Source organism: Natronomonas salina, assembly GCF_013391105.1.
Classification (GTDB): Archaea; Halobacteriota; Halobacteria; order Halobacteriales; family Haloarculaceae; genus Natronomonas; species Natronomonas salina.
The window spans coordinates 395,953-418,642 of the sequence record NZ_CP058335.1; the positions used below are offsets into that span (position 1 = coordinate 395,953).

The window sequence follows — 22,690 nt, forward strand, 5'->3', positions numbered from 1 at the left end:
GCGCTCAGGGCCTGAACTCGAATCGCGCACCCTCTGCGCCGCTGTGGGTGACGTCCCAGCCGTGGCGGTCGGCGACCAGCGACACGAGCGCCAGTCCGATGCCGGTGCCGCCGTCGTCCGACCAGCCCCACTCGAAGAGTTGCTCGCCGATTCCGTCGGCGAAGCCGGAGCCGTCGTCCGCGACGTAGAAGCCGCCTCCGTCCAGCGGCCCGACCTGTACGGTGACCTCGTCGCCGCCGTGTTGGATCGCATTCCGGAACAGGTTCGAGAGCAACAGCCGCAGCAACCGGTCGTCGGCCTCGACCCTCGCGTCGGTGCCCTCGAGACTCGCGTCGGCCGTCGAGACGCCGCTCCAGACCTCGACCGATACGTCGCGTAGCGACACCTCGTCGACGGAGAGTTCCGGGGCCACGAGCGCGTTCACCTCGTCGATGACCGCGTCGATACGCTCCAGCGCCGCCTCGACGTGTCCGAGGTGGTCGTCCCCGTCCTCGGCGAGGTCAAGGTGGACCATCGCGACGTCGAGCTGGTTGTTCACCTCGTGAGCGATGGCCTTCCCGAGGAGTGCGTACCGCGGTTGTAATGACCCACTCATGGCGGGCGTCGACCGGACGACGTGCTCGACGGCGCGCACCTCGGCCGCCCCGACCGCGGAATCGGAGGTGCAGATCAGACAGCGGTCCTCGAAGGGTACGGCGACCGTGCTGAGGTTCCCGGATTCGACGACCGACTCCCCCGAACGGAGAGCACGTGCCCAGGGGTCCTCCGCGTCGACCGGGACTGTCCCGAGTGCACCGAGCGGGATACCAGCCGCAGCGACAGGGACGATAGAGTCGTCCTCGCGACGGACCAGCCAGGCCGTATCGTAGCCCACGCCGTCGGCCAGCCGTTCGCAGACGGATCCCTCGTCGTCGCTCTCGTCCAGGTCCGCCGCGAGCTGGACGACACGCCCCACCCGCCGCCGGGTCCGTTCGATCCGTTCGTCGTCGAGTACCTGCCGGACCGTCCGACCGACCGCGTCGGCGTCCATCGGCACGACGGCGTCGGCCCTCGTGGCCGGTATCTCGTCGGTCGCGACCACGACCGGCGTCCGCCCGTGGACGCGACGGATCCGCTGGACTGCCGTCGAGGCAGCGACGTCGATGGCCGGCGCGACGACCACCACCGCATCCACGGTCGCCGGCGTCAGCGTCGCGACTGAGTCGACGGCCTCGACCTCCGCCGTCGTGATTCCCTCCACCACGGGTCGCGACGACGGCCCCGTCCCCACGACCCGTACCCGCCGAGAATCCGCGTGCTCGCTCTCCCCCAAGATGTCCCGCTGTGAGCCCGCTACGTACTAAACACTGCGTCCAATATCGCTTGACGATAAGTAACTACAGTAATTACGCAAGTGAATAAATTTTATACCGAGTAACGCGGTCAATACCGCACGAGCAGATGTTTCGACTCTCGATACTCGTCGCCTCTCTGACGCTGTTCGGCGCGTTCATCGGTGTCTCCTCCGCTGCGAGCGGTCCGATGGCCGACGCCGGACTCGACCAGTCGGTGACCGTCGATACCGTCGTCCACCTCGACGGAACCGGTTCGAACCACCCGGACGGGCCCCTCTCCGACTACGAGTGGCGAATCAGGACGCCCGACGGCAGGACGATTGAGCCCGACTGTCACGACTGTGAACGATCGCAGTTCACGCCTTCAACAGTCGGTCGGTACGAGGTGACGCTCACGGTCGCTGGACCCGACGGAACCCGAAGCACGGACAGTCTGTACGTCTACGTCGAGGATGCCGGGCCCGACGTGGCACTCTCTGGACAGCGCAACCCCGGCCCCGGCCAGCCGGTGACGTATACTGCCAGTGCCGAGAGCCCCGACGCTGAGCTCGAAGAGATCGCCTGGGCTGTCGAGGACGAGATCGTCGCCGTTCGGTCGCTGGACGGGTCGACCGACCAGAGCGAACTCTCGCTGGCCTTCCAGGACGCGGAGACACACCGTGTCCAGGTCGTCGTTCGGGACACGAACGGGCGGACAGCGTACGACCAGTTGTATGTCCAGCCACAATCGGAATCCGCGGGTGTACCGGATTCGCCACCTCAACCCGAGGATGAAGAGTGTGATTCCGTCATCTGTCTTGATATCGATTCACCGGAGACGCCGACCGGTACCGCGGACGAGGAGCCAAATCCAGCACCTTACGAAGTTCGCTACATGACTGAGGGCTACGAATCCCGGCAGTTTGCAGGGTTGACTGATACTGGTTCTAGCTATATGGGTAGGACTGCAGAAGAATTTGGGTTAGACGATGGGCAGAACGCTCACTGGGAGCAGGGTATCTGGGAGAAATCAATCGGTTCTGCTATTTCAAAGGGCTCAAGAATTCTTTTCGGTCAAGAGCAGAAGACCGTACGATGTGAGATTGATGGAAGTGATACTATACCTCGCGAATGTGGACAGAAGGTAGCTGAGCTAGAAAACAGTGGGAAGACATCGAACGTGTATTCACCAACTCGTAGTGGTGCATATTCGGAGTATGGGTTAACTGGTGGGGAGAGAGTTGTAGGGACGAACCCTACAGATCTTGAAGAAGGCGAAGTAGCGGAAGTGACGATTGTAATCCAGCAAGAAGAAGAAGGGATAGTAGACAGAACCGTCGATAAGGCGGAATCGTCGGTGGAGAGTATTAATGATGCGGTTAGTGGGGTTTTGGATGAGACTGGTGATAATCAGGAGACTTCCAGCAGCAAATCTTCGAGTTCTTCTGACACTCGGAGTCAAGAAACCGAAGAAGGATCTATTTCTTCGAGAACTGATCTGCTGTCCGGCGGAATAGATCGGCTCAAATCCAGTGCCCAGAAAGGCACTGAGGGGATTTCTTTACCGGAATCCTCCACCAGTGATGCCAACGATAGGACAGATAATCAAGCGTATTCACCGAGTAGAAGTGGGGCGACATTCGCACGATGACGGATAGACCATCTGACACCCGTTCCAAACTCGATAGGCGGACTTTCCTAGCAGAAGCCTCGATTTTAGCAACGGCTACGATGTCCGGTTGTGGGACCAGTCAAAGTGGTGCGTCTGAGAAGGAACGGACCCCGATTAGTACGACATCAACTGTAACGAGTGAAGGTAGTGTCGAAGATGATATCGTAGGAATCTTAGAAGACATCAGCGCACTCTACGAACGACTATCTGCCCTACCAATTGTCGAAGACAACGAGTTCGTATTTCGAGTAAAGGCTTTTGAGAACGATTTTGATCAGAAACAACTATTCACAGATGCAGATAGGATTCTGGAGGGACTGGAGAGCCGAAGTTCATCTGACAGAGATAGTCCCCGAATTGAGACTCTCATTGATAGTACGGAATTAGCAAAACTGCTTGCTAGGCAGCGCGGAATAGTACATCAAGTCATTGCAGCCGGTCTCGTTTTTCATCGAAGAGTAAACCAGGAGGACTACGACTGGGCAACAAATGCTATTCAGAATGCACAACAATTTGTCGTCGACCTTCGTAGGAACGTAGATCGAATCGGAGAGACAGTAGAAGCAACTGATCGGTCTCGACTATCTATAGACGAATTTGATCCAAATTCGATAAGGACGTCCCAAGCCCACCTCGTCGAAATCTGTCGTTGGACGAAGTTCGCCTATGAAGGTTTAAACAGGACTGTTCGAGGAATCCGGAGGTTCGATACTGGAAACACCGAATTAGAAAGAGAGGAGTATACTGGTGCTGCGACTGCCTACGAAGAATCCTATGCGGATTTTGAGTCAGCCGTAGAGGCCTTCGATAAAGCACAACGCCGTGGAAAGCAGCTTCCACATCTAGTCCCGGTCGTAGACGGTATGAGATGTCTGTTACCTGCCTATATGGAGAGTAGTAGGAACCTCAGCCAATCGATGGAGGAATTCCAAGCCGGCAACCAAGACCATGCGAGAACAATCGCACGAGAAGCGATCGTAACCGCCGATAAAAAGGCGTCGAGGTGTTTTTAGATTGTCTCCGGTTCCAATAGCGAAGGGGAGGGTTTGACTGATGGCGAGAACGGACAAACAGGTTAACTGGAGGAAAGGAGTGAGGTTTGCTATTTCAGCATGCATTCTGGTATCAGCTGTTGGCTTTCTCTTGATCACTTTCTCTGTCTCGTCCGGAATAATCGATCTCTCTAAAGATCCTGTTACGGACGCCGAACAGGATGCATCGGGAGTGCCAAATATCACCTCGTCAGAACGCTCATCGATAGACGGTTATGCACTTGAGATGCGGATCTTCGAGAGAGTTAACGAGCTACGGAAGGCACATGGACGAGACCCATTCGTACACTCAGAACGTGTTCGTCTAATATCGCGAATGCATAGCGCAGACATGGCGAAACGAGGATTCTTCGACCATACCAATCCTGATGGACTCTCGCCCCCCGGTAGACATGAGAAATACGAAGGGTGTGAAAATCCAAACGAAAATATCGTCGAGTGGGAATCATTCACAACGAACGATACTAATAAAATCGCTCGAGAGGTTGTGTCGAGCTGGTCGAATTCTACGCCCCATAATTCCACTCAATTAAGTGAATATTACCATGTTTCTGGCGTCGGTGTCTACGTTACCGAACAAAAGGAACTCTACGTCACCCAGAACTTCTGCCGCGAGCACCCGAACGCCTAGGCGCCGATGTACTCCTCGTTGAAGACCCAGTCGCCGTCCCCATCCCGGACCAGGTACTCACCGTAGTACGGGACCCGCTCGGCGACGGTCTCCCGGAACGCTTCGCGAATCTGGGGCTTCGTCATCTCGCCCATGCTCTTGAGGTCGTCGTTGCGGTTCAGACAGCCCTTGAGGTACCCTTCGTGCGTGACGCGCACGCGATGGCAGTTCGCACAGAAGGTCGGGTTCTCGACGGGGTCGACGATCTCGACCATCCCAGTCTCCGTGGCTTCCGTGTCGTCCGGACTGACCCAGTACCGCTTGCGGTCGTGCATCTCGCGGTGCTCGACGCGGTCGGCCTGCTCTTCGAGCCAGCCGTGGACGCGGTCGATGTCGACGGCCCATTCCGGCCGGCCGGCGAGTTCGGGCATGTACTCGATCAGCTGGAGCTGGAGTCCCTCGTTCTCGGCGACGTGGTCGACCATCTCGGGGACGTAGCCCGCCGTCTGCTCGAAGACGACCATGTTGAGCTTGACGGGGGCGAGACCGGCGTCGAGTGCCGCGTCGATGCCGGCGAGGACGTCCTCGTAGGCGGTGCTCTTCGTGACCTCGCGGAACGCCTTCGGGGAGAGGGCGTCCTGGGAGACGTTGACCCGTTCGAGGCCGGCGTCGGCGAGCGCCTCGGCGCGGTCGGGGAGGAAGGTGCCGTTGGTGGTGAGGGAGGTCTCCATGGCGTCCGGCGTGCGGCGGACGATCTCCTCGAGGTCGTCGCGGAGCATCGGTTCGCCGCCGGTGAACTTCACCGAGTCGACGTCGAACTCCGCGGCGACCTCCAGGAACCGGACGACGTCGTCGGTCGACATCTCGTCGTCGGCGGGTTCCATGGGGCCGCGGGTGTCGCCGAGGCCCTCGTTGTGGCAGTAGACGCAGTCGAAGTTACACCGGTCGGTGAGCGAGACGCGGACGCCGGTGACCTCCCTGCCGAACCCATCCTCGAGCATGGGTGGACCTTCGGGTACAGTCGCTTAAATTCGACGACGCACCGGGCGGTCGCGTAACCGGACGTGGTTACGCCCCGGCGGCCCTCCGGGACAGCACAACCCTTTTCGACGGCGGCCACTACCCCCCGAGCATGGACGAAAACGAGATCCTCGATCGGCTCTCGGCGGTCGAGGACCCGGATCTGGGGGACGACATCGTCTCGCTGGGGCTGGTCAACGACGTGACCGTCGACGAGGACACCGTCTACGTGGACCTGGCGCTCGGCGCACCGTACTCGCCGACGGAGACGGCGATGGCCGGCGAGGTCCGCGAGGCGCTCGCCGACACGGGTCTGGATATCGAGCTGTCGGCCAGCGTCGACACGGGACTCGCGGCCGACGAGCAGGTCCTGCCCGACGTCGAGAACATCATCGCCGTCGCCTCTGGGAAGGGCGGCGTCGGCAAGTCGACCGTGGCGGTGAACCTCGCCGCCGGGCTCTCGCAGATGGGCGCCCGCGTCGGGCTGTTCGACGCCGACATCTACGGGCCGAACGTCCCGCGGATGGTGGAGGCCGACGAGCGCCCGAAGTCCACCCGCGAGGAGACCATCGTCCCGCCGGAGAAGTACGGCATGAAGCTGATGAGCATGGACTTCCTCGTCGGCGAGGACGACCCGGTCATCTGGCGCGGTCCGATGGTCCACAAGGTCCTCACCCAGCTGTGGGAGGACGTCGAGTGGGGCGCCCTCGACTACATGGTCGTCGACCTGCCACCGGGGACCGGCGACACGCAGCTGACCCTCCTCCAGTCGGTGCCGGTCTCGGGGGCGGTCATCGTCACGACGCCGCAGGAGGTCGCCATCGACGACGCCCGGAAGGGACTCCGGATGTTCGGCAAGCACGATACGCCAGTCCTCGGCATCGTCGAGAACATGTCGGGGTTCATCTGCCCGGACTGCGGCAGCACCCACGACATCTTCGGCAGCGGCGGCGGGAAGGCGTTCGCCGACGAGGTGGAGATGCCGTTCCTCGGCGAGATCCCGCTGGACCCGTCGGTCCGGGAAGGCGGCGACGCCGGCGCCCCGATCGTGCTGGACGAGGACGACGAGACCGGCGAGGCGTTCCGGAACTTCGCGAACGAGACAGCCAACATGCAGGGGATCGTCCGCCGACGGCAGATCAGCGGACGGCAGTGAGCCATGGCCGATACGGGCGGCGAAGGCGACGAGGGCGAGGAGCGGATCGACGACGACCCCGAACGGGCGGCGCTGCTGCGCGACGTCGCGGCGGAGATCCGCGGGGAGTCCTCCCAGAGCGAACAGGTGGCCGCGATGGTCCACCGGGTCTCGGACCTCTACGACCCGGAGGAGGAGACGACGCCCGAGGACGTCTACCTGAACATGCGGAACATCCTCCGGGTGAAGGAGCGCGGCGGGATGCCGGAACGGGACTGAAGCCCTCGTGAAATCGGGTCGTACCTCAGTCTGCCGGAAGCCGGCCAGAACGCCACCGACGCGGCGTCATACCCGCCATCCGGCATTCGTTTAGTTTAAGTACGGGGATTGGGTAGGGGAGAACGCAATCGATGTAGGGGCACCGGCCCCGAGTCCGGGAGGGCGAAGATACACACCCGCACGCGAGTCGTGGTAGCCAAGCATGGCCCAAGGCGCAGGGTTGCTAACTCTGTGGCGTACAGCCTCCGGGGTTCAAATCCCCGCCACGACGCTAATCCAATCCACACATGAGTGCAGAAGAACCCCAGGCGGACGAGGAAGACGAGGACATCCAGTACTTCGTCCGCATCGGACAGACCGACCTCGACGGCACGAAGAGCGTCGAGCGGGCGCTGACCGACATGAACGGCATCGGTCGGCGCGTCGCTCGCATCATCTCGGAGAAAGCTGACGTCGACCGCCGGAGCGTACTCGGCAAGCTCGACCAGGACGACATCGACGAGATCATCGAACTCGTGGAGGGCTACGCCGACGAAGTCCCCGAGTGGCTCACGAACCACCAGCGGGACTACTTCACCGGCGAGACCACCCACGAGGTCGGCAACGACCTCCAGATGTCCCGCCGACAGGACATCAACCGCATGAAGATGATCGACTCCTACCGCGGCGTCCGCCACAAGCGCGGCCAGAAGGTCCGCGGTCAGCGGACGAAGTCCACCGGCCGGACGGAGGGCACCATCGGTGTCAACGTCGAGGCCATCAAGGAGGACATGGCCGAGGAGGCCGAAGCGGAGGGTGACGACGAATAATGGCGCTCGGCAACAACACGAAGTTCTACGAGACGCCGAACCACCCCTTCCAGGGCGAGCGCATCTCCGAGGAGGCCGACCTGGTCTCCCGGTACGGGCTCGCGACGAAGGAAGAGCTCTGGCGCGCCCAGTCCGAACTGCGCGACTACCGCCGCGAGGCGCGTCGCCTGCTCGGCGAGGCCCAGGGTGACGCGGAGGTGGCCGGCGAGGCCGGCTCCGAGTTCCTCGCCCGGCTCCGACGCATCGGCGTCCTCGACGACGCCGACCAGCTGTCGGACGTCCTGTCGCTGGACGTCACCGACATCCTCGAGCGCCGCCTCCAGACGGTCGCCTACCGGAAGGGCCTCGGCAACACGCCGAAGCAGGCCCGGCAGTTCATCGTCCACGGCCACGTCACCGTCCACGGCGCCCGCGTCGGGTCGCCCTCGTACAAGGTCGACGTGAGCGAGGAGGACGACATCGAGTTCGACGACACCAGCCCGCTGGCGGACGACCTTCACCCCGAACGAGCGGAGGGACAATAAATGGCAGACGACGACACCTGGGGCATCGCCCACGTGCATGCCTCGTTCAACAACACGATCATCACCGTAACGGACCTGACCGGCGCCGAGACCATCACGAAGTCCTCCGGCGGCACGGTCGTGAAGCAGAACCGCGACGAGGCGTCGCCCTACGCGGCCATGCAGATGGCCGAGGTCGTCGCCGAGGAGGTCCAGGACGCCGGCATCGACGGCGTCCACGTCCGCGTCCGTGGCCCCGGCGGCAACCAGCAGAAGAACCCCGGGCCGGGCGCGCAGGCGACGATCCGTGCGCTGGCTCGCGCCGGCCTCGAGATCGGGCGCATCGAGGACGTGACCCCCATCCCGCACGACGGCACTCGCGGGCCGAAGAACGCAGGGTTCTGACCATGAGCGAGGACTACGAGGTAGAGTTCATCGAACGCGACGAACGCGAGGCGAAGTTCCTCGTCCGCGGCGTCACGCCGGCGTTCGCCAACGGCGTCCGCCGGGCGATGCTGGCCGACGTCCCGACGCTCTCGATCGACACCGTCCGCGTCATCGAGAACTCGTCGGTGATGTTCGACGAGCAGATCGCGCTCCGCCTCGGGCTCATCCCGCTGACGACCCCGGACGACTACATGCCGGACGAGACGGTCACGCTGGCCATCGACGTCGAGGGCCCCGACACCGCCTACTCGGGGGACCTCGTCTCCAGCGACGACCAGGTCCAGCCGGCCGAGGAGAACGTCCCGATCATCGACCTCAAGGAGGGTCAGCGCCTCGAGCTCGAGGCCGACGCCACGCTCGGTCGCGGCAAGGACCACGCCAAGCACCAGGGCGGCGTCGCCATCGGCTACCGGCACCTCCAGCGCGTGGAGGTCGTCGGCGAGACGGGCGAGTTCGAGGACGACGAACCGGAGATCATCCGCGGCGTCATCGAGGACGACGGCGAGCTCGTCCCCGCCGAGGAGTTCGACAACGACCTCTCGAACCGCTACCCGGGCAAGGAGGTCGAGGTCGAGGAGGTCCCGAACGCGTTCGTCTTCAGCGTCGAGAGCGACGGTTCGATGCCCGTCGAGGAGCTGGTCCTCGCGGCCGTCGAGTCCATCGAGATGCGCGCCGACGAACTCGAAGAAGCGGTCCAGCTGTAGACAGACACAGATGATTCCCCACACCCCATCCACGACGTTCACCCCTGCCGCGAGCGGCGGTGCGGCCGCGCGCTCGCCGGCTGGGACGGCCGACACCTGTCGGACCGAAAGGGGCTTTAGTGGGGACCAAGAACGCACCACTGCGAGCAGGGATAGCCAAGTCAGGCCAACGGCGCAGCGTTCAGGGCGCTGTCCTGTAGAGGTCCGCAGGTTCAAATCCTGCTCCCTGCATCCACTTCTCAGGAGAGATAACCGATGAGTAGCAAGACAAACCCGAGGCTCACCAGTCTCATCGCCGACCTGAAGTCGACCGCCCGCAACGGCGGTGGCGAGGTCTGGAGCGATGTCGCCGAGCGCCTCGAGAAGCCCCGGCGCACGCACGCGGAGGTCAACCTGGGCCGCATCGAGCGGTACGCCCAGGAGGACGAGACCGTGATCGTGCCCGGCAAGGTTCTCGGGTCCGGCGCCCTCCGGAAGGAGGTCACCGTCGCGGCCGTCGACTTCTCGTCGACCGCCGAGACGAAGATCGACCAGGTAGGCGACGCGATAGAACTCGAACAGGCACTCGAAGACAACCCCGACGGCTCGAACGTACGGGTGATCCGATGAGCTACGCAGAATTCGAAGCAGACGTCGTCGTCGACGCTCGCGACTGCATCATGGGGCGCGTCGCCTCGCAGGTCGCACAGCGCGCCCTCGACGGCGAGCGCGTCGCGGTGGTCAACGCCGAGCGCGCCGTCATCACGGGCAGCGAAGACGACATCATGGAGGTGTACCGCAAGCGCGCCGAGGTCGGCTCCGACAAGGGGCCCCGCTACCCCAAGCGTCCGGACCGCATCTTCAAGCGCGCCATCCGCGGGATGGTCCCCTACAAGGAGACCCGCGGTCGCGAGGCCTTCGAGAACGTCCGCGTCTACGTGGGCAACCCCTACGACGACGCGGAGGTCCTCGACGACACCTCGCTGGATCGGCTGTCGAACATCAAGTTCCTCTCGCTGGGAGACGTCAGCGAGGACCTGGGTGCTAACGTCACATGGTAACCAACACGTCCGGGAAGAAGAAGACGGCAGTCGCCCGCGCGACGGTCCGCGACGGCTCCGGTCGGGTCAGGATCGACTCCCAACCCGTCGAGCTGATCGAACCCGAGCAGGCGAAGCTGAAGATGCTCGAACCGTTCCGCATCGCGACCGACGACCTCCGCGACGAGGTCGACGTGGACGTGACCGTCTCCGGCGGCGGCTTCGCCGGGCAGGCGGACGCCATCCGGACGGCCATCGCCCGCGGCCTCGTCGAGCACACCAACGACGCGGAGCTCCGGGACGCCTACATGTCCTTCGACCGCTCGCTGCTGGTCAACGACGTCCGGCAGTCCGAACCCAAGAAGTGGGGCGGTCCCGGCGCTCGGGCCCGCTACCAGAAGTCCTACCGCTGAGGTGATCAGGATATGATGGTACCGGTCCGGTGTTTCACGTGCGGTAACGTCGTCGGCGAGCACTGGGAGGAGTTCAAGGCTCGCGCCCGAGAGGGCGACGAGGACCCAGCGGAGGTCCTCGACGAGCTTGGCGTGGAGCGCGCCTGCTGCCGGCGGATGCTCGTCTCCCACAAGGACCTCGTCGACATCGTCTCCCCCTACCAATGAGAGGCTCCAATCGCTACGAGAAGGCGCGGATCCTCGGCGCGCGAGCGCTGCAGGTGTCCTACGGGGCGCCGGTGCTCATCGACACCGACCAGACGGAACCGATCCTGGTCGCCGCCGAGGAGTACGACGCCGACGTCCTCCCGTTCACGGTCCGTCGGGGTGACGACTAGATGACGCTCATCACGGAGGTCCGGCTCCGCCGCATCCTCGACAGCCGGGGGAACCCGACCGTCGAGGCGGAGGTCCGGACGGAGGAGGGCGGCTTCGGTCGCGGCGCCGCGCCCTCCGGGGCGTCGACCGGCGAGTACGAGGCCATCGAGCTGCCCGCCGAGGAGGCCATCGCCAACGCCCGAGAGCTCGCCGTGCCGCGGCTCGAAGGGCAGGTGTACGCCGGCGACCAGCGCGGCGTCGACGGGGCGCTCCGCGGCGCCGACGGCACCGAGGACTTCTCGGAGATCGGCGCCAACAGCGCCGTCGCCATCTCGATGGCCGCCGCGAAGGCCGCCGCCGACGTCCTGGGCGCGCCGCTGTACCAGCACCTCGGCGGCGCGTTCCGCGGCCGGAACTTCCCGATCCCGCTGGGCAACGTCATCGGCGGCGGCGAGCACGCCGCGGACGCGACCCACATCCAGGAGTTCCTGGCGGCGCCGGTCGGCGCGCCGTCGGTGGCCGACGCGGTCTTCGCGAACGCGCAGATCCACGGCGAGGTCCACGACATCCTCGCCGAGCGCGACGTCCCCGCCGCCAAAGGCGACGAGGGCGCGTGGGCGCCGTCGATCGACGACCGCGAGGCCTTCGAGATCGTGGACGAGGCCGTCGAGACGGTCGCCGACGAGGTCGGCTTCGAGATCGGCTTCGGGCTCGACGTCGCCGGCGCCGAACTGTACGAGGACGGCGCCTACCAGTACGGCGACGAGACCCGCTCGACCGACGAGCAGATCGACTACGTCGCCGAACTGGTCGACGAGTACGACCTCGTCTACGTCGAGGACCCCCTCGACGAGAACGACTACGAGGCGTTCGCGGAGCTGACCGACCGGGTCGGCGACGAGACACTGATCTGCGGCGACGACCTGTTCGTCACCAACACCGAGCGGCTGGCCCGCGGCATCGGGGAGGGTGCGGCCAACAGCATCCTCGTCAAGCCCAACCAGATCGGGACGCTGACGGACGCCTTCGACGCCATCGAACTGGCCGTCGAGAACGGCTACGACCCCGTGGTCTCCCACCGCAGCGGCGAGACGGAGGACACGACCATCGCACACCTCGCCGTCGCGACCGACGCTCCGTTCATCAAGACGGGCGCGGTCGGCGGCGAGCGCACCGCGAAGCTGAACGAACTCATCCGAATCGAGGCAAACGCATGAGCAACGAAGAAGAGGGGTACGACGCCGCCGACGTCGACGAGGAACTCGAGGAGCTCGAAGACGAGCTCGACGAGGAACTCGAGACGGACGTCGATACCGAGGCCGACCCCACAGAAGACGACGAACAGCCCGCCGGGACGACGGCCGAGGACGCCGCCGCGCCGGCAGAGACGGACGAAGAGGCCGCCGAGGCCGACGCCGAGGAAGACGAGGACGAACCCGTCCTCGACGAGGACGTCATGCCCGACGACGAGGCGGACCTCCTCATCCCGGTCGAGGACTACCTCGCGGCCGGCGTCCACATCGGGACCCAGCAGAAGACGAAGTCCATGGAGCGGTTCATCCACCGCGTCCGGACGGACGGGCTCTACGTGCTGGACGTCTCCCAGACGGACGACCGCATCCGCACCGCCGCGTCGTTCCTCTCGGACTACCAGCCCGAGCAGATCCTGGTGGCCTCGAGCCGCCAGTACGGCCGGTTCCCGGCCGAGAAGTTCGCCGACGCGGTGGGCGCCCGCGCCCGCACCGGCCGCTTCATCCCGGGGACGCTGACGAACCCCGACTACGACGGCTACATCGAGCCGGACGTCGTGGTCGTCACCGACCCGATCGGCGACAGTCAGGCCGTCAAGGAGGCCATCACGGTCGGCATCCCGGTCATCGCGATGTGCGACTCCAACAACACGACGTCGAACGTCGACCTCGTGGTCCCGACGAACAACAAGGGGCGGAAGGCCCTCTCGGTCATCTACTGGCTCCTGGCCAACGAGACCCTCGACCGCCGCGGCGCCGAGCCGACCTACGCGCTCGAGGACTTCGAGACCGAGCTGTAGCTCGTTTTAGATTTCACGTTTCACGTTCGCGACCCGCCGAGCGACAGCTCCGCGAGTTCGTCGTACAGGAGCTCCGCGGGCACCTCCTCGGCCCACCGGAGGTCCGCGACCCCGTCTCCCGGGCGCGCCTCGCCAGGCCGGCACCCGTTCCTGAGGCGCCCCTCGAAGGAGACGTAGGGGTTCGGAATCGGGTCGCGGTCGGTCCAGTCGTCCATGTACAGGAGGTGGACCTGCGCGAGGCCGTCGACGGTCGCCTCGATCCCGGTCGTCTCGCGGACCCCGCGTTCGGCGCACTCGCGGTAGGACTCGCCGGGCCGTCGGCCGTCGCCGGGGTCGACCCAGCCGTCGGCGCCGTCGTAGCGGACGAGCAGGGTCCGCCCGGCGCCGTCGCGGACGCGGATGCCGGCGCCGCCGACGACGCCGAACGTCTCGAAGGCATCCAGCAGGGCGTCGCGGTCGTCGGGCCCGCAGTCGACCCGCCGGCCGACGAGGTCGACCGCGCCGTACTCGGCGGCGAAGTCGGAGACGAGCCCGTTGACGTGCCGGAGGAGTTCCGCGGACACACCTCGACTCGGGGGGCCAGCCGTTTGTGCGTTTCTGCCCGGGCCGGGTTCACTGTAGTGGGAGTTCGCCGTCATGTTTTTCACCTGTCAAAACCTCGTGTCGAAGTATGCCGTCTCAGGTGAAGCCGGCCGAGTACGTACCCGCTGCGGACGAGGATCTGAGCTCCGCGATCGTGAACGCCCTCTCGGAGGTGAAGGGCCGGGACGTCAGCGAGGACCACTGCGTCCTGTACGACAGCATCGACCCGGACGCCCTGGACGTGCTGTTCAGCGAGGAGCGGGACGGCGACACCGTCAAGATCGAGTTCGCCACCCACGACGCCATCGTCGTCATCTGGGACAACGACGGCGTCGTCATCGAAGTCCAGGACCTGGAAGGCGACCCCAACCGCGCGTGACCCCGCCGGCGCGACCGGCGGGTTCGGATACCCTTTTTAGCGGCCGCTCCGAGACCCGGGTATGACCACTTCGAGCGCTCCCGGGAAGGTGTACCTCTTCGGCGAGCACGCGGTCGTCTACGGCGAGCCGGCGGTCCCCTGCGCCATCGAGCGGCGCGCCCGGGTGACCGTGGAGGCCCGCGACGACGACCGCGTCAGCGTCCGCGCGGACGACCTGACGCTCGACGGTTTCACCGTCGCCTGGGGCGGCGAGGCCGACGACCGACCCGACGTCGACGTCCCGACGCCGCTGGTCGAGGCCGCGATGGGCTACGTCGACGGGGCCATCGAGCGCGCACGCGAGGCCGCCGAGGCGCCGGCGGCGGGGTTCGACGTCACTATCGAGAGCGACATCCCCCTGGGGGCCGGGCTGGGCTCCTCGGCAGCGGTCGTCGTCGCGGGCATCGACGCCGCGACGCGGGAACTCGGCGTCGAGCTCGACCCCGCCGAGATCGCCGACCTCGCCTACCAGGTGGAGTACGAGGTACAGGAGGGTCAGGCCTCCCGCGCCGACACGTTCTGCTCGGCGATGGGCGGGGCGGTCCGGGTGCAGGGCGACGACTGCAGGCAGATCAGGGACGTCCCGAACCTCCCGTTCGTCGTCGGCTACGACGGGGGCAGCGGCGATACCGGACAGCTCGTCGCCGGCGTCCGGACGCTCAAGGAGGAGTACGGGTTCGCGGCGGACACCGTCGAAGCCATCGGCGACGTCGTCCGGAGCGGCGAGGCGGCCCTCGAGGACGGCGACGTCGAGGAGGTCGGCCGCCTCATGGACTTCAACCACGGGCTCCTGTCGGCGCTGGGCGTCTCCGCCCGCTCGCTGGACTCGATGGTGTGGGCCGCCAGGGAGGCCGACGCCCTCGGCGCGAAGCTCACCGGCGCCGGCGGCGGCGGCTGCGTGGTCGCGCTCGACCGGACCGAACAGACCCTCACCGCCCTGGAGTACACCCCCGGCTGCGAGGAGGCGTTCCGGGCCGAACTGGACACCGACGGCGTCCGCGTGGAAGCATGACGACGGTACTGAAACTCGGCGGCAGCGTCGTCACGAGGAAGGACGACCCCGAGACCGTCGACGAGGGGAACCTGCGACGGGTGGCCGAAGCGGCCGCCGCGACGGACGACGACCTCGTGGTGGTCCACGGGGGCGGGAGCTTCGGCCACCACCACGCGGCCGACCACGGCGTCTCGACGACCGACGGGACGGGGGATGCCGGCGCCGTCCGGGCCATCCACGGCGCGATGAAGCGACTGAACGCGGCGGTCGTCAACGCGCTGGCCGAGGCCGGGTCGCCTGCTGTCCCGGTCCACCCCTTCTCCGCGGCGGCCAGAGACCGCGACGGCGGCCTCGAACTCCCGACCCGCCAGGTGGCGACCATGCTCGCCGAGGGGTTCGTCCCGGTCCTCCACGGCGACGTCGTGGTCCACGAGGGCGCCGGCGCCACCATCCTCTCCGGCGACGAACTCGTCGTCGAACTCGCCGCCGAACTCGGCGCGGATCGGGTCGGGGTCTGTTCGGCCGTGCCGGGCGTCTACGACGCCGACGGGAACGTGCTCGACCACATCGGATCGTTCGACGCAGTCGCCGACGCCCTCGGCGGTAGCGACGCGACGGACGTCACCGGCGGCATGGCCGCGAAGGTCCGCGAACTGCTCGCCCTCGATGCCCCCGCCTACGTCTTCGACGTCGACGGCCTCGACGACTTCGTCGCCGGCGGCGACCCGGGGACGAGGATCGACTGAAGGTTCATATACCAGGACGGGACCAGAGGGCCCGTGCTCCGGTGAGCCACCCCGGCGCGGAACGCGGGAGCGCGGTGCGACGCGCCGGGTGTCCCCGTCAAGCCTTCCCCGACGGTCTGGTCGCACCGCCTGTTCGCCTTAGCCGAACCGCTCGACCAGCGCGGTCTTGTCGACCTTCTGGCTCCCCGTCCGGGGGAACGACTCCACGAAGTGGACGCGGCGGGGTTTCTCGTAGCCGGCCAGTCCACCGTGGTCGTCGCAGAACGCCTCGACGTCCTCGGCGGTCAGGGACTCGTCGCCGACGATCGCCGCCGTGACCGCCTCCCCGAGCCGGTCGTCCGGCGTCCCGAACACCGCCGCGGCCTCGACGCCGTCGAGTTCCGCGAGGACGCTCTCGACCCGGGAGGGGGCGACCTTCTCGCCGCCGGAGAGGACGATGTCGTCCAGCCGGTCGACGAAGTAGAAGACGCCGTCTTCCCGTCGGACGACGTCCCCGGAGCGGAACCAATCGCCGTCGAAGGCCCGTTCCGTCCGTTCGGGTGCCTCCCAGTAGCGCGGCATGACGCTGTCGCCGCGGAGCCACAGCTCTCCGTCCTCGCCGTCGGGTACGGGTTCGCCGGTCTCGGGGTCTACCACTCGCGCCTCCACGGTGGGGACCGGCCTCCCGAGGGCGCCCTCGGTCCGTGGGGTGTCGGGCGTCCCGGCGACGGTCAGACCGGCGGCCTCGGTCTGGCCGTAGTAGTTCAACAGCTCGTCGACGTCGAAGGCCGACCCGAATTCCTCGAGCGTGGACTCGGCGGCCGGACTCCCGCCGTAGAAGCACATCCGCAGCGACGAGGTGTCGTACTCGCGGGCCTCCTCGTTCCCGAGTACGTCGACGATCATGGCGGGGACCAGCCCCGAGATCGTCGCGCCGGTCGCCTCGACGAGCCGAGCCCACTCCGCGGCCCCCCACGCCGGGTGGATCACGACGGAGCCGCCGGTGAACAACCCCATCAGCGTCGCCCCGTGGAACCCGCCGACGTGGAACAGCGGCACCGAGACGACGGCGGTGTCCTCGGCGGTGACGTCGTACGTCGCGATGCCGGCGTCCACCTGCGAGCCGACGTTGCGGTGCGTCTGGACGACGCCCTTCGGGTCGCCCGTCGTCCCCGAGGTGTGCATCACGACCGCCGGTTCGTCGTCGAGTCGTGTCACCGTCTCGGGCGCGTCGTCGGGGTCGCCGAAGGCGTCGTCGACGAACTCGCCGGCGTGGCCCTGGACCAGGGCATCCTCGAGCCCGGCCTGTTCGGCCGCGTCAGATGCCGTGCTGGCGAAGACCGCGTCGTGGACGACCACCCCGGGGTCCACGTCGTCGAGGACGTAGGCGACCTCGTCGGGGCCGAACCGGTAGTTGACCGGCGTGAACGCACAGCCGGCACGCCAGGCGCCGAGCGCCACGGCCACGACGGTCGGGTTGTCGAGCATGAAGGCCGCGACGCGATCGCCCGGTTCAGTCCGATCGTCCAGGAACGCGGCGACCGTGGCCGCACGTCGTTCCAGTTCGCCGTACGTGATGTCCTCGCCGTCGGGAACGAGGATGCCGGGTCGCTCCGGACGGTTCCGCGCCTGGCGAGCGAATCGCTCGTAGAGATTCATGACCCTGAATATGCTCGTCACGCCATAAGCGTGTTCCCTGCTAAAACGGGACGGGTTAAGAACCGTCTCGCCGTCGAGAATCTGTCGGCGACAATCCGAGTCCGTTAGAGGTCCAGGACCTCTCCGGCGATGATGTTCCGCTGGATCTCGCTGGCGCCCTCGCCGATCTGGTAGATCTTCGTGTGTCGGTAGTGGCGTTCGACGGGGTAGTCGCGCGTGTAGCCGTTGCCGCCGTGGAGCTGGATGGCGTCGCTGGCGACCTCCTCGGCGATCTCGCTGGCGTAGAGCTTCGCCATCGACGCGAGCTTCGTCGGCTTCTCGTCGTCGTCGACGCGGGCGGCGGCGTCGTAGACGAGTCGTCGCGCGAGTTCGACCTTCATCGCCATGTCGGCGACCTTGTGCTGGACGGCCTGGAACTCCCGGAGTTCGCGGTCGAACTGCTCGCGCTGGGTGACGTAGTCGACGGTCTCCTCCAGACACCCCTGGGCGATGCCGAGCGCCTGGGCGGCGATGCCGACCCGCTCCTCCTCGAAGAACTCCATGAGCTGGTAGAAGCCGGCGTCCTCGTAGCCGACGAGGTTCTCCTCGGGGACGCGGACGTCGTCGTACCTGAGCTGGGCGGTCTCGCTGGCGTTCCAGCCGAGCTTGTGGATCTCCGACTCGACCTCGAAGCCGTCGCGGTCGGTCTCGACGATGAGTGCCGAGATGCCGCTGTGACCCTCGTCGCCGGTCCGGCACATCGTCAACACGTAGTCCGCGATGGTGCCGTGGGTGATGAACGTCTTCACCCCGTTCACGACGTACTCGTCGCCATCTTTCTCGGCGGTGGTCTCGATGGAGGCCGCGTCGGAGCCGTGCTCGGGTTCGGTGTTGCCGAGCGCGCCGATGAGTTCGCCCTCGGCGACCCCGCGGAGGATCCACTCCTTCTGGTCCTCGGTGCCGTACTCCCGGATCATCCGGGTGCCGAACTCGGTCCCGATGGCGGCCAGCATTCCGGCGTCGACGCGGCAGATCTCCTCCATGAACAGGCAGGTCTCGACCTGCGAGAGGCCGGCGCCGCCGTACTCCTCGGGGATGGTGCCGCCGACGAGGCCGGCGTCGACCGCCTTCTCCCAGACTTCCTCCGGCCACTCGCCGGAGTCCTCGTGATGCCGTGCGACCGGCGCGATCTCCTCCTCCGCGAACTCCCGGGCGGTCTGACGGATCGCGCGCTCCTCCTGGCTGAAGGTGAAGTCCACCATACGCGTCCCTTGCCCCAGGGTACCATATGTCTGCTGGAACGAAAAACGAGTTTGTCGTTTCAGCAGTCTCCGGCGGACGTGACAGCGGGAGCGGGAAAACACTGAATAGCATGGTATGTTATGGCGTGACCATGAATTTCGCGACCTACGCGGACACGATGGCGCGGAACGACCCGGACCGACTCGCGATGACCGACCCGACCCGCGAGGTGACGTTCGCGGAACTGTCCGCCGAGACGAACGCCGTCGCGAACGCCCTCGAGGACCTCGGCGTCGACGCGGGCGACCGGGTCGCGCTGTACCTCCCGAACAGCGTCGCGTTCATGACGTCGTACTTGGGCGCGATGAAGCGCGGCGCGATCCCGTTCCCGATCAACATGCGCTTCCAGGGCGAGGAGGTCCAGTACGTCCTCGAGGACTCGGAGGCCGTCGCCGCGGTCACGCACGGCCGGTTCGAGGACGCCATCGCCGACCTCGACGTCCCCTCCCTGGAACACCTCATCGTCGCCGACGGCGACAGGGGGCACGGCTACCGCGAACTCGTCGGGGCGGCGTCGACGGAGTACGATCCCCATCCCCGGAAGGAGGACGAACTGGCGGAACTGGTGTACACCAGCGGGACGACGGGCAGACCGAAGGGCGTGCAACACACCCACCGGAACCTCCAGACCAACGCCCGGGGGCTGGTCGAGGCGATGGGGTGGTCCCGGCACACCGTCTCGCTGACGGTCTGTCCGCTGTTCCACGTCTCGGGGCTGAACGTCACGACGACTCCGATGCTGACGGTCGGCGCCGAGAACCACTTCCTGCCGGAGTGGGACCCCGAGACCGCCCTGGAGACGATGGCCGCCCGCGGCGTGACGTACGCCTTCTTCATCCCGACGATGGTCATCGACCTGCTGGAGCACGGCGTCGAGGGCCACGACCTCTCGGCGCTGGAGACCGTCGGCGTCGGCGGATCGCCGATGCCGAAGGAGCGCATCGAGACGGTCGAGGAGGTCTTCGACGTGACGCTGCTGGAGGGGTACGGGATGACCGAGACGACGCCGCTGGCGGCCATAAACCGCCCCGGCCAGGACGTCCGGAAGGCCGGCAGCATCGGCCCGCCGGCCTACGAGGTCGTCGACGTCCGGATCGAGCATCCCGAGACCGGCGAGCCGGTCGACCGCGGCGAGAAGGGCGAACTGCTTTGGCACGGCGACACGGTCACGCCGGGGTACTTCCGGATGCCCGAGAAGAACGAGACGGCCTTCGTCCAGCGGGAGGGCAAGCGCTGGCTCCGCTCGGGCGACGTCGCGCGGATGGACGAGGACGGCCACCTCTTCGTCGAGGACCGCATCGACGACATGATCATCACCGGCGGGGAGAACGTCTACCCGCGGGAGATCGAGGACGTCGTCTACGAACTCGACGGGGTCGTCGAGGTGGCGGTCATCGGGACGCCGGACGACCGCCTCGGCGAGACGGTCACCGCGATCGTCGTCACCGACGGGAACCTGACCGAAGAAGCGGTCGAGGCCCACTGCCGGGAGCGGCTGACCGACTACAAGGTGCCGCGGCGCGTCGAGTTCCTCGACGAACTGCCGAAGACCGCCACACGGAAGATCGACAAGGTGTCGCTGCGCGACGAGTTCCGGGCCGGCGCCTCATCAACCGACCGGCAAGAGGAGGCGGGAGATTAAGGTGGGGGCCGGGAGAGACTCACTCGCATGTCCGACGACTGGCCCGAGACGCCCGCGAGCACCGACATCTTCGCCGACGACCTCATGGAGGGCGAGACCGCGCTCGTCACGGGGGGCGGGACCGGCATCGGCGAGGAGATGGCGCTGGCCTTCGCCGACCACGGCGCCGACGTCGCCGTCGCCTCCCGCGACATGGACCACCTCGAACCCGTCGCGGCGGCCATCGAGGAGAAGGGCCAGGCGGCCTGTGCGACCACCGTCGACGTCAGGGACAAGGAGAAGGTCGACGAGATGCGCGACACCGTCCTCGACGAGCTCGGCGAGATAACCGTCCTCGTCAACAACGCCGGTGCGAACTTCCTCACGCCGTTCGAGGACCTCTCGGCGAACGGCTGGCGGGCCGTCGTCGGGACCATCCTCGACGGCACCGCCTTCTGTACGATGAGCGTCGGCGAGCACATGATCGAGAACGGCGGCGGCTCCATCATCGCGATGGGCGCGACGAACTCCATCCACGGCGCGCCGTACCACGGTCACTCCGGGGCGGGCAAGGCCGGCATCCACAACCTCATGCAGACCGTCGCCAGCGAGTGGGCCAAACACGACGTCCGGGCGAACACGATCGCGCCAGGGATCATCGAGACCGAGGGCGTCACCGAGGCCGCCGGCGGGGCGCTGCCGGAGCAGATCCTCGACCACGTGCCGGCCGACCGGTTCGGCACGCCCGGCGACTGCGTCCCACTAGCGGTGTTCCTCGCCTCGAAGGCGTCGGCGTACGTGACCGGCAGCTACTACCCGGTCGACGGCGGCCACCTGCTGTTGCCCTCGCCGTACTGACGGTGGATTCTTGTCCCCGGTGACCCCACACCGGGGTATGCCGCCCTCCACGTACGCCCCCGTGATCCGTCCTCCCAGTCGAGCGTCAGCCGATACGGGTGACCGCCCGTGAGCACCGTGGGCTCGCTCGCGGGCGTGTTCCTGCTTGGCGTCGGCATCGTCGCCGGGGCCTACGGCCTGCGTCGACGGCGGCAGCGTGACGCGATCGCGGGCGTCGAGACGACCGACGTGCTGCGGCTGACCCCCGGACCGGCGGAGGTCTACGGCACGGCCGAACCGACCGAGGACGGCCCCTTGCCGACGCCCTTCTCGGACGACGACTGCCTCCTCGTGGAGTGGGAGATCGAGGAGTGGGAGGAGTCAGGGAAGCACTCGAGCTGGCGGACCGAGGGTGCCGGGACGATCACGGCCCCGTTCTACGTCGACGACGGGACCGACCGCGTGCTCGTCCGCCCGGGCGAGGCGACCGTCGAGCTTTCCGGCCCCCGCGAGACGACCGAGGTGGGCGTCGACGAGCCGCTGCCCGGCCCCATCCAGCGGTTCGTCGACCTCGACTCCACGCCCGGCGAACCGCGGGGCGCCTTCCTCCAGGCGATCGACTGGGGGACGCGGGTCGGCGACCGGAAGTACCACCAGCGGGTCCTCCGGCCGGGCGACCAGGTGTACGTCCACGGGACGGCCACCCGCGTCGGGGCAGAGACGTTCGGCGCAAACGACTTCGAGATCGTCGCCCGCGCCGACGACGGCCACCCGGACGCGGAGCTGTTCCTCGTCGCCGACCGGCCCGAGTCGGAGCTCCTCGCCGACCGCGGCGACGCGGTGATCTACCTCACGATCGCGGGGTTCTCCCTGCTCGCCGGCGCCGGGCTGCTCGTCGCGTCGCTCCTCGCGGGCTGATTCCGTCCTCTCGCAGAACCCGCTCCATTTTTAAACCAGGAGGGAGAAGCCCTCTGTAACCGAGTAACGGTCGCCCCGGGCTCGGGTGGGCGACCGGCAGTCGCCGGCGGGAGACGGCCGGCCGCGGCGAACGCGCGACCCCGCAGGTCGCGCCCGCCCGGCCGCGTCCGACCGCCGGCCCACCGACCGCACGTCGGTGTGGCGTCCGTCGTAGACGGCCGTGTCACGGGCCGGTCGCCCACTCGCGAGTCCGCGGAGCGGTCTCTCGGACT

At 66.7% G+C, this 22,690-nt stretch carries 27 protein-coding genes and 2 tRNA genes; 24 read left to right on the forward strand and 5 right to left on the reverse strand.

The genetic code is table 11. The annotated features are described in order from the left end of the window. Positions 1–4 precede the first annotated feature (4 nt). Entirely contained in the window at positions 5–1,243 is a 1,239-nt protein-coding gene (locus tag HWV07_RS02245) for a sensor histidine kinase (RefSeq protein WP_178332740.1), read from the reverse strand. Positions 1,244–1,440: 197 nt separating this feature from the next. Here HWV07_RS02245 and HWV07_RS02250 point away from each other — a divergent pair, with 197 nt between their 5' ends. The 3 genes from HWV07_RS02250 to HWV07_RS02260 are packed head-to-tail and all read left to right on the forward strand — an operon-like array spanning position 1,441 to position 4,668. Further along, the gene (locus tag HWV07_RS02250; RefSeq protein ID WP_178332741.1) at positions 1,441–2,964 is read left to right on the forward strand and encodes a PKD domain-containing protein; all 1,524 of its coding nucleotides are present in this window, start codon (positions 1,441–1,443) and stop codon (positions 2,962–2,964) included. Further along, positions 2,961–3,998: a hypothetical protein gene (locus HWV07_RS02255; RefSeq protein WP_178332742.1), complete on the forward strand. Its 1,038-nt coding sequence runs from the start codon at positions 2,961–2,963 to the stop codon at positions 3,996–3,998. Before HWV07_RS02250 ends, HWV07_RS02255 begins: the two co-directional genes overlap by 4 nt. Positions 3,999–4,038: 40 nt before the next feature. Continuing rightward, positions 4,039–4,668, forward strand: coding sequence for a CAP domain-containing protein (locus HWV07_RS02260; protein WP_178332743.1), 630 nt, complete (start codon positions 4,039–4,041; stop codon positions 4,666–4,668). Here HWV07_RS02260 and moaA read toward each other — a convergent pair. Next, entirely contained in the window at positions 4,665–5,648 is a 984-nt protein-coding gene (moaA, locus tag HWV07_RS02265; RefSeq protein WP_178332744.1) for a GTP 3',8-cyclase MoaA, read from the reverse strand. The two genes, HWV07_RS02260 and moaA, sit on opposite strands and share 4 nt — an antisense overlap. 131 nt (positions 5,649–5,779) lie before the next feature. Between moaA and HWV07_RS02270 the strand changes: the two genes are divergently transcribed. The 15 genes from HWV07_RS02270 (at position 5,780) to rpsB (ending at position 13,383) form a co-directional block, all read left to right on the forward strand. Further along, complete coding sequence (locus HWV07_RS02270) at positions 5,780–6,823, forward strand: Mrp/NBP35 family ATP-binding protein (RefSeq protein WP_178332745.1); 1,044 nt, start codon at positions 5,780–5,782, stop codon at positions 6,821–6,823. A 3-nt stretch (positions 6,824–6,826) separates the two neighbouring features. Continuing rightward, on the forward strand, positions 6,827–7,081 hold the full coding sequence (locus HWV07_RS02275; protein WP_178332746.1) for a DUF7976 family protein: 255 nt from the start codon (positions 6,827–6,829) through the stop codon (positions 7,079–7,081). Positions 7,082–7,267: 186 nt separating this feature from the next. Continuing rightward, positions 7,268–7,352 (forward strand) — tRNA-Ser (locus HWV07_RS02280). Positions 7,353–7,368: 16 nt separating this feature from the next. Then, positions 7,369–7,890 (forward strand): 30S ribosomal protein S13, encoded by a 522-nt coding sequence (locus tag HWV07_RS02285; RefSeq protein ID WP_178332747.1) that lies wholly within the window; start codon positions 7,369–7,371, stop codon positions 7,888–7,890. After that, complete coding sequence (locus HWV07_RS02290) at positions 7,890–8,414, forward strand: 30S ribosomal protein S4 (protein ID WP_178332748.1); 525 nt, start codon at positions 7,890–7,892, stop codon at positions 8,412–8,414. Before HWV07_RS02285 ends, HWV07_RS02290 begins: the two co-directional genes overlap by 1 nt. Further along, positions 8,415–8,798: a 30S ribosomal protein S11 gene (locus HWV07_RS02295; protein WP_178332749.1), complete on the forward strand. Its 384-nt coding sequence runs from the start codon at positions 8,415–8,417 to the stop codon at positions 8,796–8,798. It begins immediately after the preceding gene. Between the two features lie 2 nt (positions 8,799–8,800). Then, on the forward strand, positions 8,801–9,544 hold the full coding sequence (locus HWV07_RS02300) for a DNA-directed RNA polymerase subunit D (RefSeq protein ID WP_178332750.1): 744 nt from the start codon (positions 8,801–8,803) through the stop codon (positions 9,542–9,544). Between the two features lie 146 nt (positions 9,545–9,690). After that, a tRNA-Leu gene (locus tag HWV07_RS02305) sits at positions 9,691–9,775 on the forward strand. 24 nt (positions 9,776–9,799) lie between these two features. Next, on the forward strand, positions 9,800–10,153 hold the full coding sequence (locus HWV07_RS02310) for a 50S ribosomal protein L18e (RefSeq protein WP_178332751.1): 354 nt from the start codon (positions 9,800–9,802) through the stop codon (positions 10,151–10,153). Further along, positions 10,150–10,584, forward strand: a complete 435-nt coding sequence (locus tag HWV07_RS02315; protein WP_178332752.1) for a 50S ribosomal protein L13 — start codon at positions 10,150–10,152, stop codon at positions 10,582–10,584. Before HWV07_RS02310 ends, HWV07_RS02315 begins: the two co-directional genes overlap by 4 nt. Continuing rightward, positions 10,578–10,976: a 30S ribosomal protein S9 gene (locus HWV07_RS02320; protein WP_178332753.1), complete on the forward strand. Its 399-nt coding sequence runs from the start codon at positions 10,578–10,580 to the stop codon at positions 10,974–10,976. The genes HWV07_RS02315 and HWV07_RS02320 overlap by 7 nt, the downstream gene beginning before the upstream one ends. Positions 10,977–10,988: 12 nt before the next feature. Continuing rightward, entirely contained in the window at positions 10,989–11,183 is a 195-nt protein-coding gene (locus HWV07_RS02325) for a DNA-directed RNA polymerase subunit N (protein WP_178332754.1), read from the forward strand. Then, positions 11,180–11,353, forward strand: coding sequence for a DNA-directed RNA polymerase subunit K (locus HWV07_RS02330; protein WP_178332755.1), 174 nt, complete (start codon positions 11,180–11,182; stop codon positions 11,351–11,353). Before HWV07_RS02325 ends, HWV07_RS02330 begins: the two co-directional genes overlap by 4 nt. Beyond that, positions 11,354–12,550: a phosphopyruvate hydratase gene (gene eno / locus HWV07_RS02335; RefSeq protein WP_178332756.1), complete on the forward strand. Its 1,197-nt coding sequence runs from the start codon at positions 11,354–11,356 to the stop codon at positions 12,548–12,550. Beyond that, positions 12,547–13,383: a 30S ribosomal protein S2 gene (gene rpsB, locus HWV07_RS02340; RefSeq protein WP_178332757.1), complete on the forward strand. Its 837-nt coding sequence runs from the start codon at positions 12,547–12,549 to the stop codon at positions 13,381–13,383. Before eno ends, rpsB begins: the two co-directional genes overlap by 4 nt. 20 nt (positions 13,384–13,403) lie before the next feature. Here the strand turns inward: rpsB and HWV07_RS02345 are convergent, their stop codons facing one another. Next, positions 13,404–13,946 (reverse strand): NUDIX domain-containing protein, encoded by a 543-nt coding sequence (locus tag HWV07_RS02345; protein ID WP_178332758.1) that lies wholly within the window; start codon positions 13,944–13,946, stop codon positions 13,404–13,406. Between the two features lie 107 nt (positions 13,947–14,053). On the opposite strand from HWV07_RS02345, the gene HWV07_RS02350 reads away from it, so the two are divergent. From HWV07_RS02350 to HWV07_RS02360, 3 genes are all read left to right on the forward strand, one after another. Continuing rightward, a complete protein-coding gene (locus HWV07_RS02350) occupies positions 14,054–14,344 on the forward strand; it encodes a HalOD1 output domain-containing protein (protein ID WP_178332759.1) in 291 nt (96 codons plus the stop codon). A gap of 61 nt (positions 14,345–14,405) precedes the next feature. Continuing rightward, on the forward strand, positions 14,406–15,395 hold the full coding sequence (gene mvk / locus HWV07_RS02355; protein WP_178332760.1) for a mevalonate kinase: 990 nt from the start codon (positions 14,406–14,408) through the stop codon (positions 15,393–15,395). After that, positions 15,392–16,123, forward strand: coding sequence for an isopentenyl phosphate kinase (locus HWV07_RS02360; RefSeq protein WP_178332761.1), 732 nt, complete (start codon positions 15,392–15,394; stop codon positions 16,121–16,123). Before mvk ends, HWV07_RS02360 begins: the two co-directional genes overlap by 4 nt. A gap of 138 nt (positions 16,124–16,261) precedes the next feature. On the opposite strand, the gene HWV07_RS02365 is transcribed toward HWV07_RS02360, so the two are convergent. Both HWV07_RS02365 and HWV07_RS02370 read right to left on the reverse strand, forming a co-directional pair. Beyond that, the gene (locus HWV07_RS02365; RefSeq protein ID WP_178332762.1) at positions 16,262–17,761 is read right to left on the reverse strand and encodes a class I adenylate-forming enzyme family protein; all 1,500 of its coding nucleotides are present in this window, start codon (positions 17,759–17,761) and stop codon (positions 16,262–16,264) included. Positions 17,762–17,865: 104 nt separating this feature from the next. Next, positions 17,866–18,999: an acyl-CoA dehydrogenase family protein gene (locus HWV07_RS02370; RefSeq protein WP_178335964.1), complete on the reverse strand. Its 1,134-nt coding sequence runs from the start codon at positions 18,997–18,999 to the stop codon at positions 17,866–17,868. A 134-nt stretch (positions 19,000–19,133) separates the two neighbouring features. Between HWV07_RS02370 and HWV07_RS02375 the strand changes: the two genes are divergently transcribed. The 3 genes from HWV07_RS02375 (at position 19,134) to HWV07_RS02385 (ending at position 22,418) form a co-directional block, all read left to right on the forward strand. Next, on the forward strand, positions 19,134–20,684 hold the full coding sequence (locus tag HWV07_RS02375; protein WP_178332763.1) for a class I adenylate-forming enzyme family protein: 1,551 nt from the start codon (positions 19,134–19,136) through the stop codon (positions 20,682–20,684). Positions 20,685–20,711: 27 nt separating this feature from the next. Beyond that, positions 20,712–21,521 carry an SDR family oxidoreductase gene (locus HWV07_RS02380; RefSeq protein ID WP_178332764.1) on the forward strand — a complete coding sequence of 270 codons (810 nt, stop codon included), beginning with the start codon at positions 20,712–20,714 and terminating at the stop codon, positions 21,519–21,521. A gap of 108 nt (positions 21,522–21,629) precedes the next feature. Continuing rightward, positions 21,630–22,418 carry a GIDE domain-containing protein gene (locus HWV07_RS02385; protein ID WP_178332765.1) on the forward strand — a complete coding sequence of 263 codons (789 nt, stop codon included), beginning with the start codon at positions 21,630–21,632 and terminating at the stop codon, positions 22,416–22,418. Positions 22,419–22,690 lie beyond the last annotated feature (272 nt).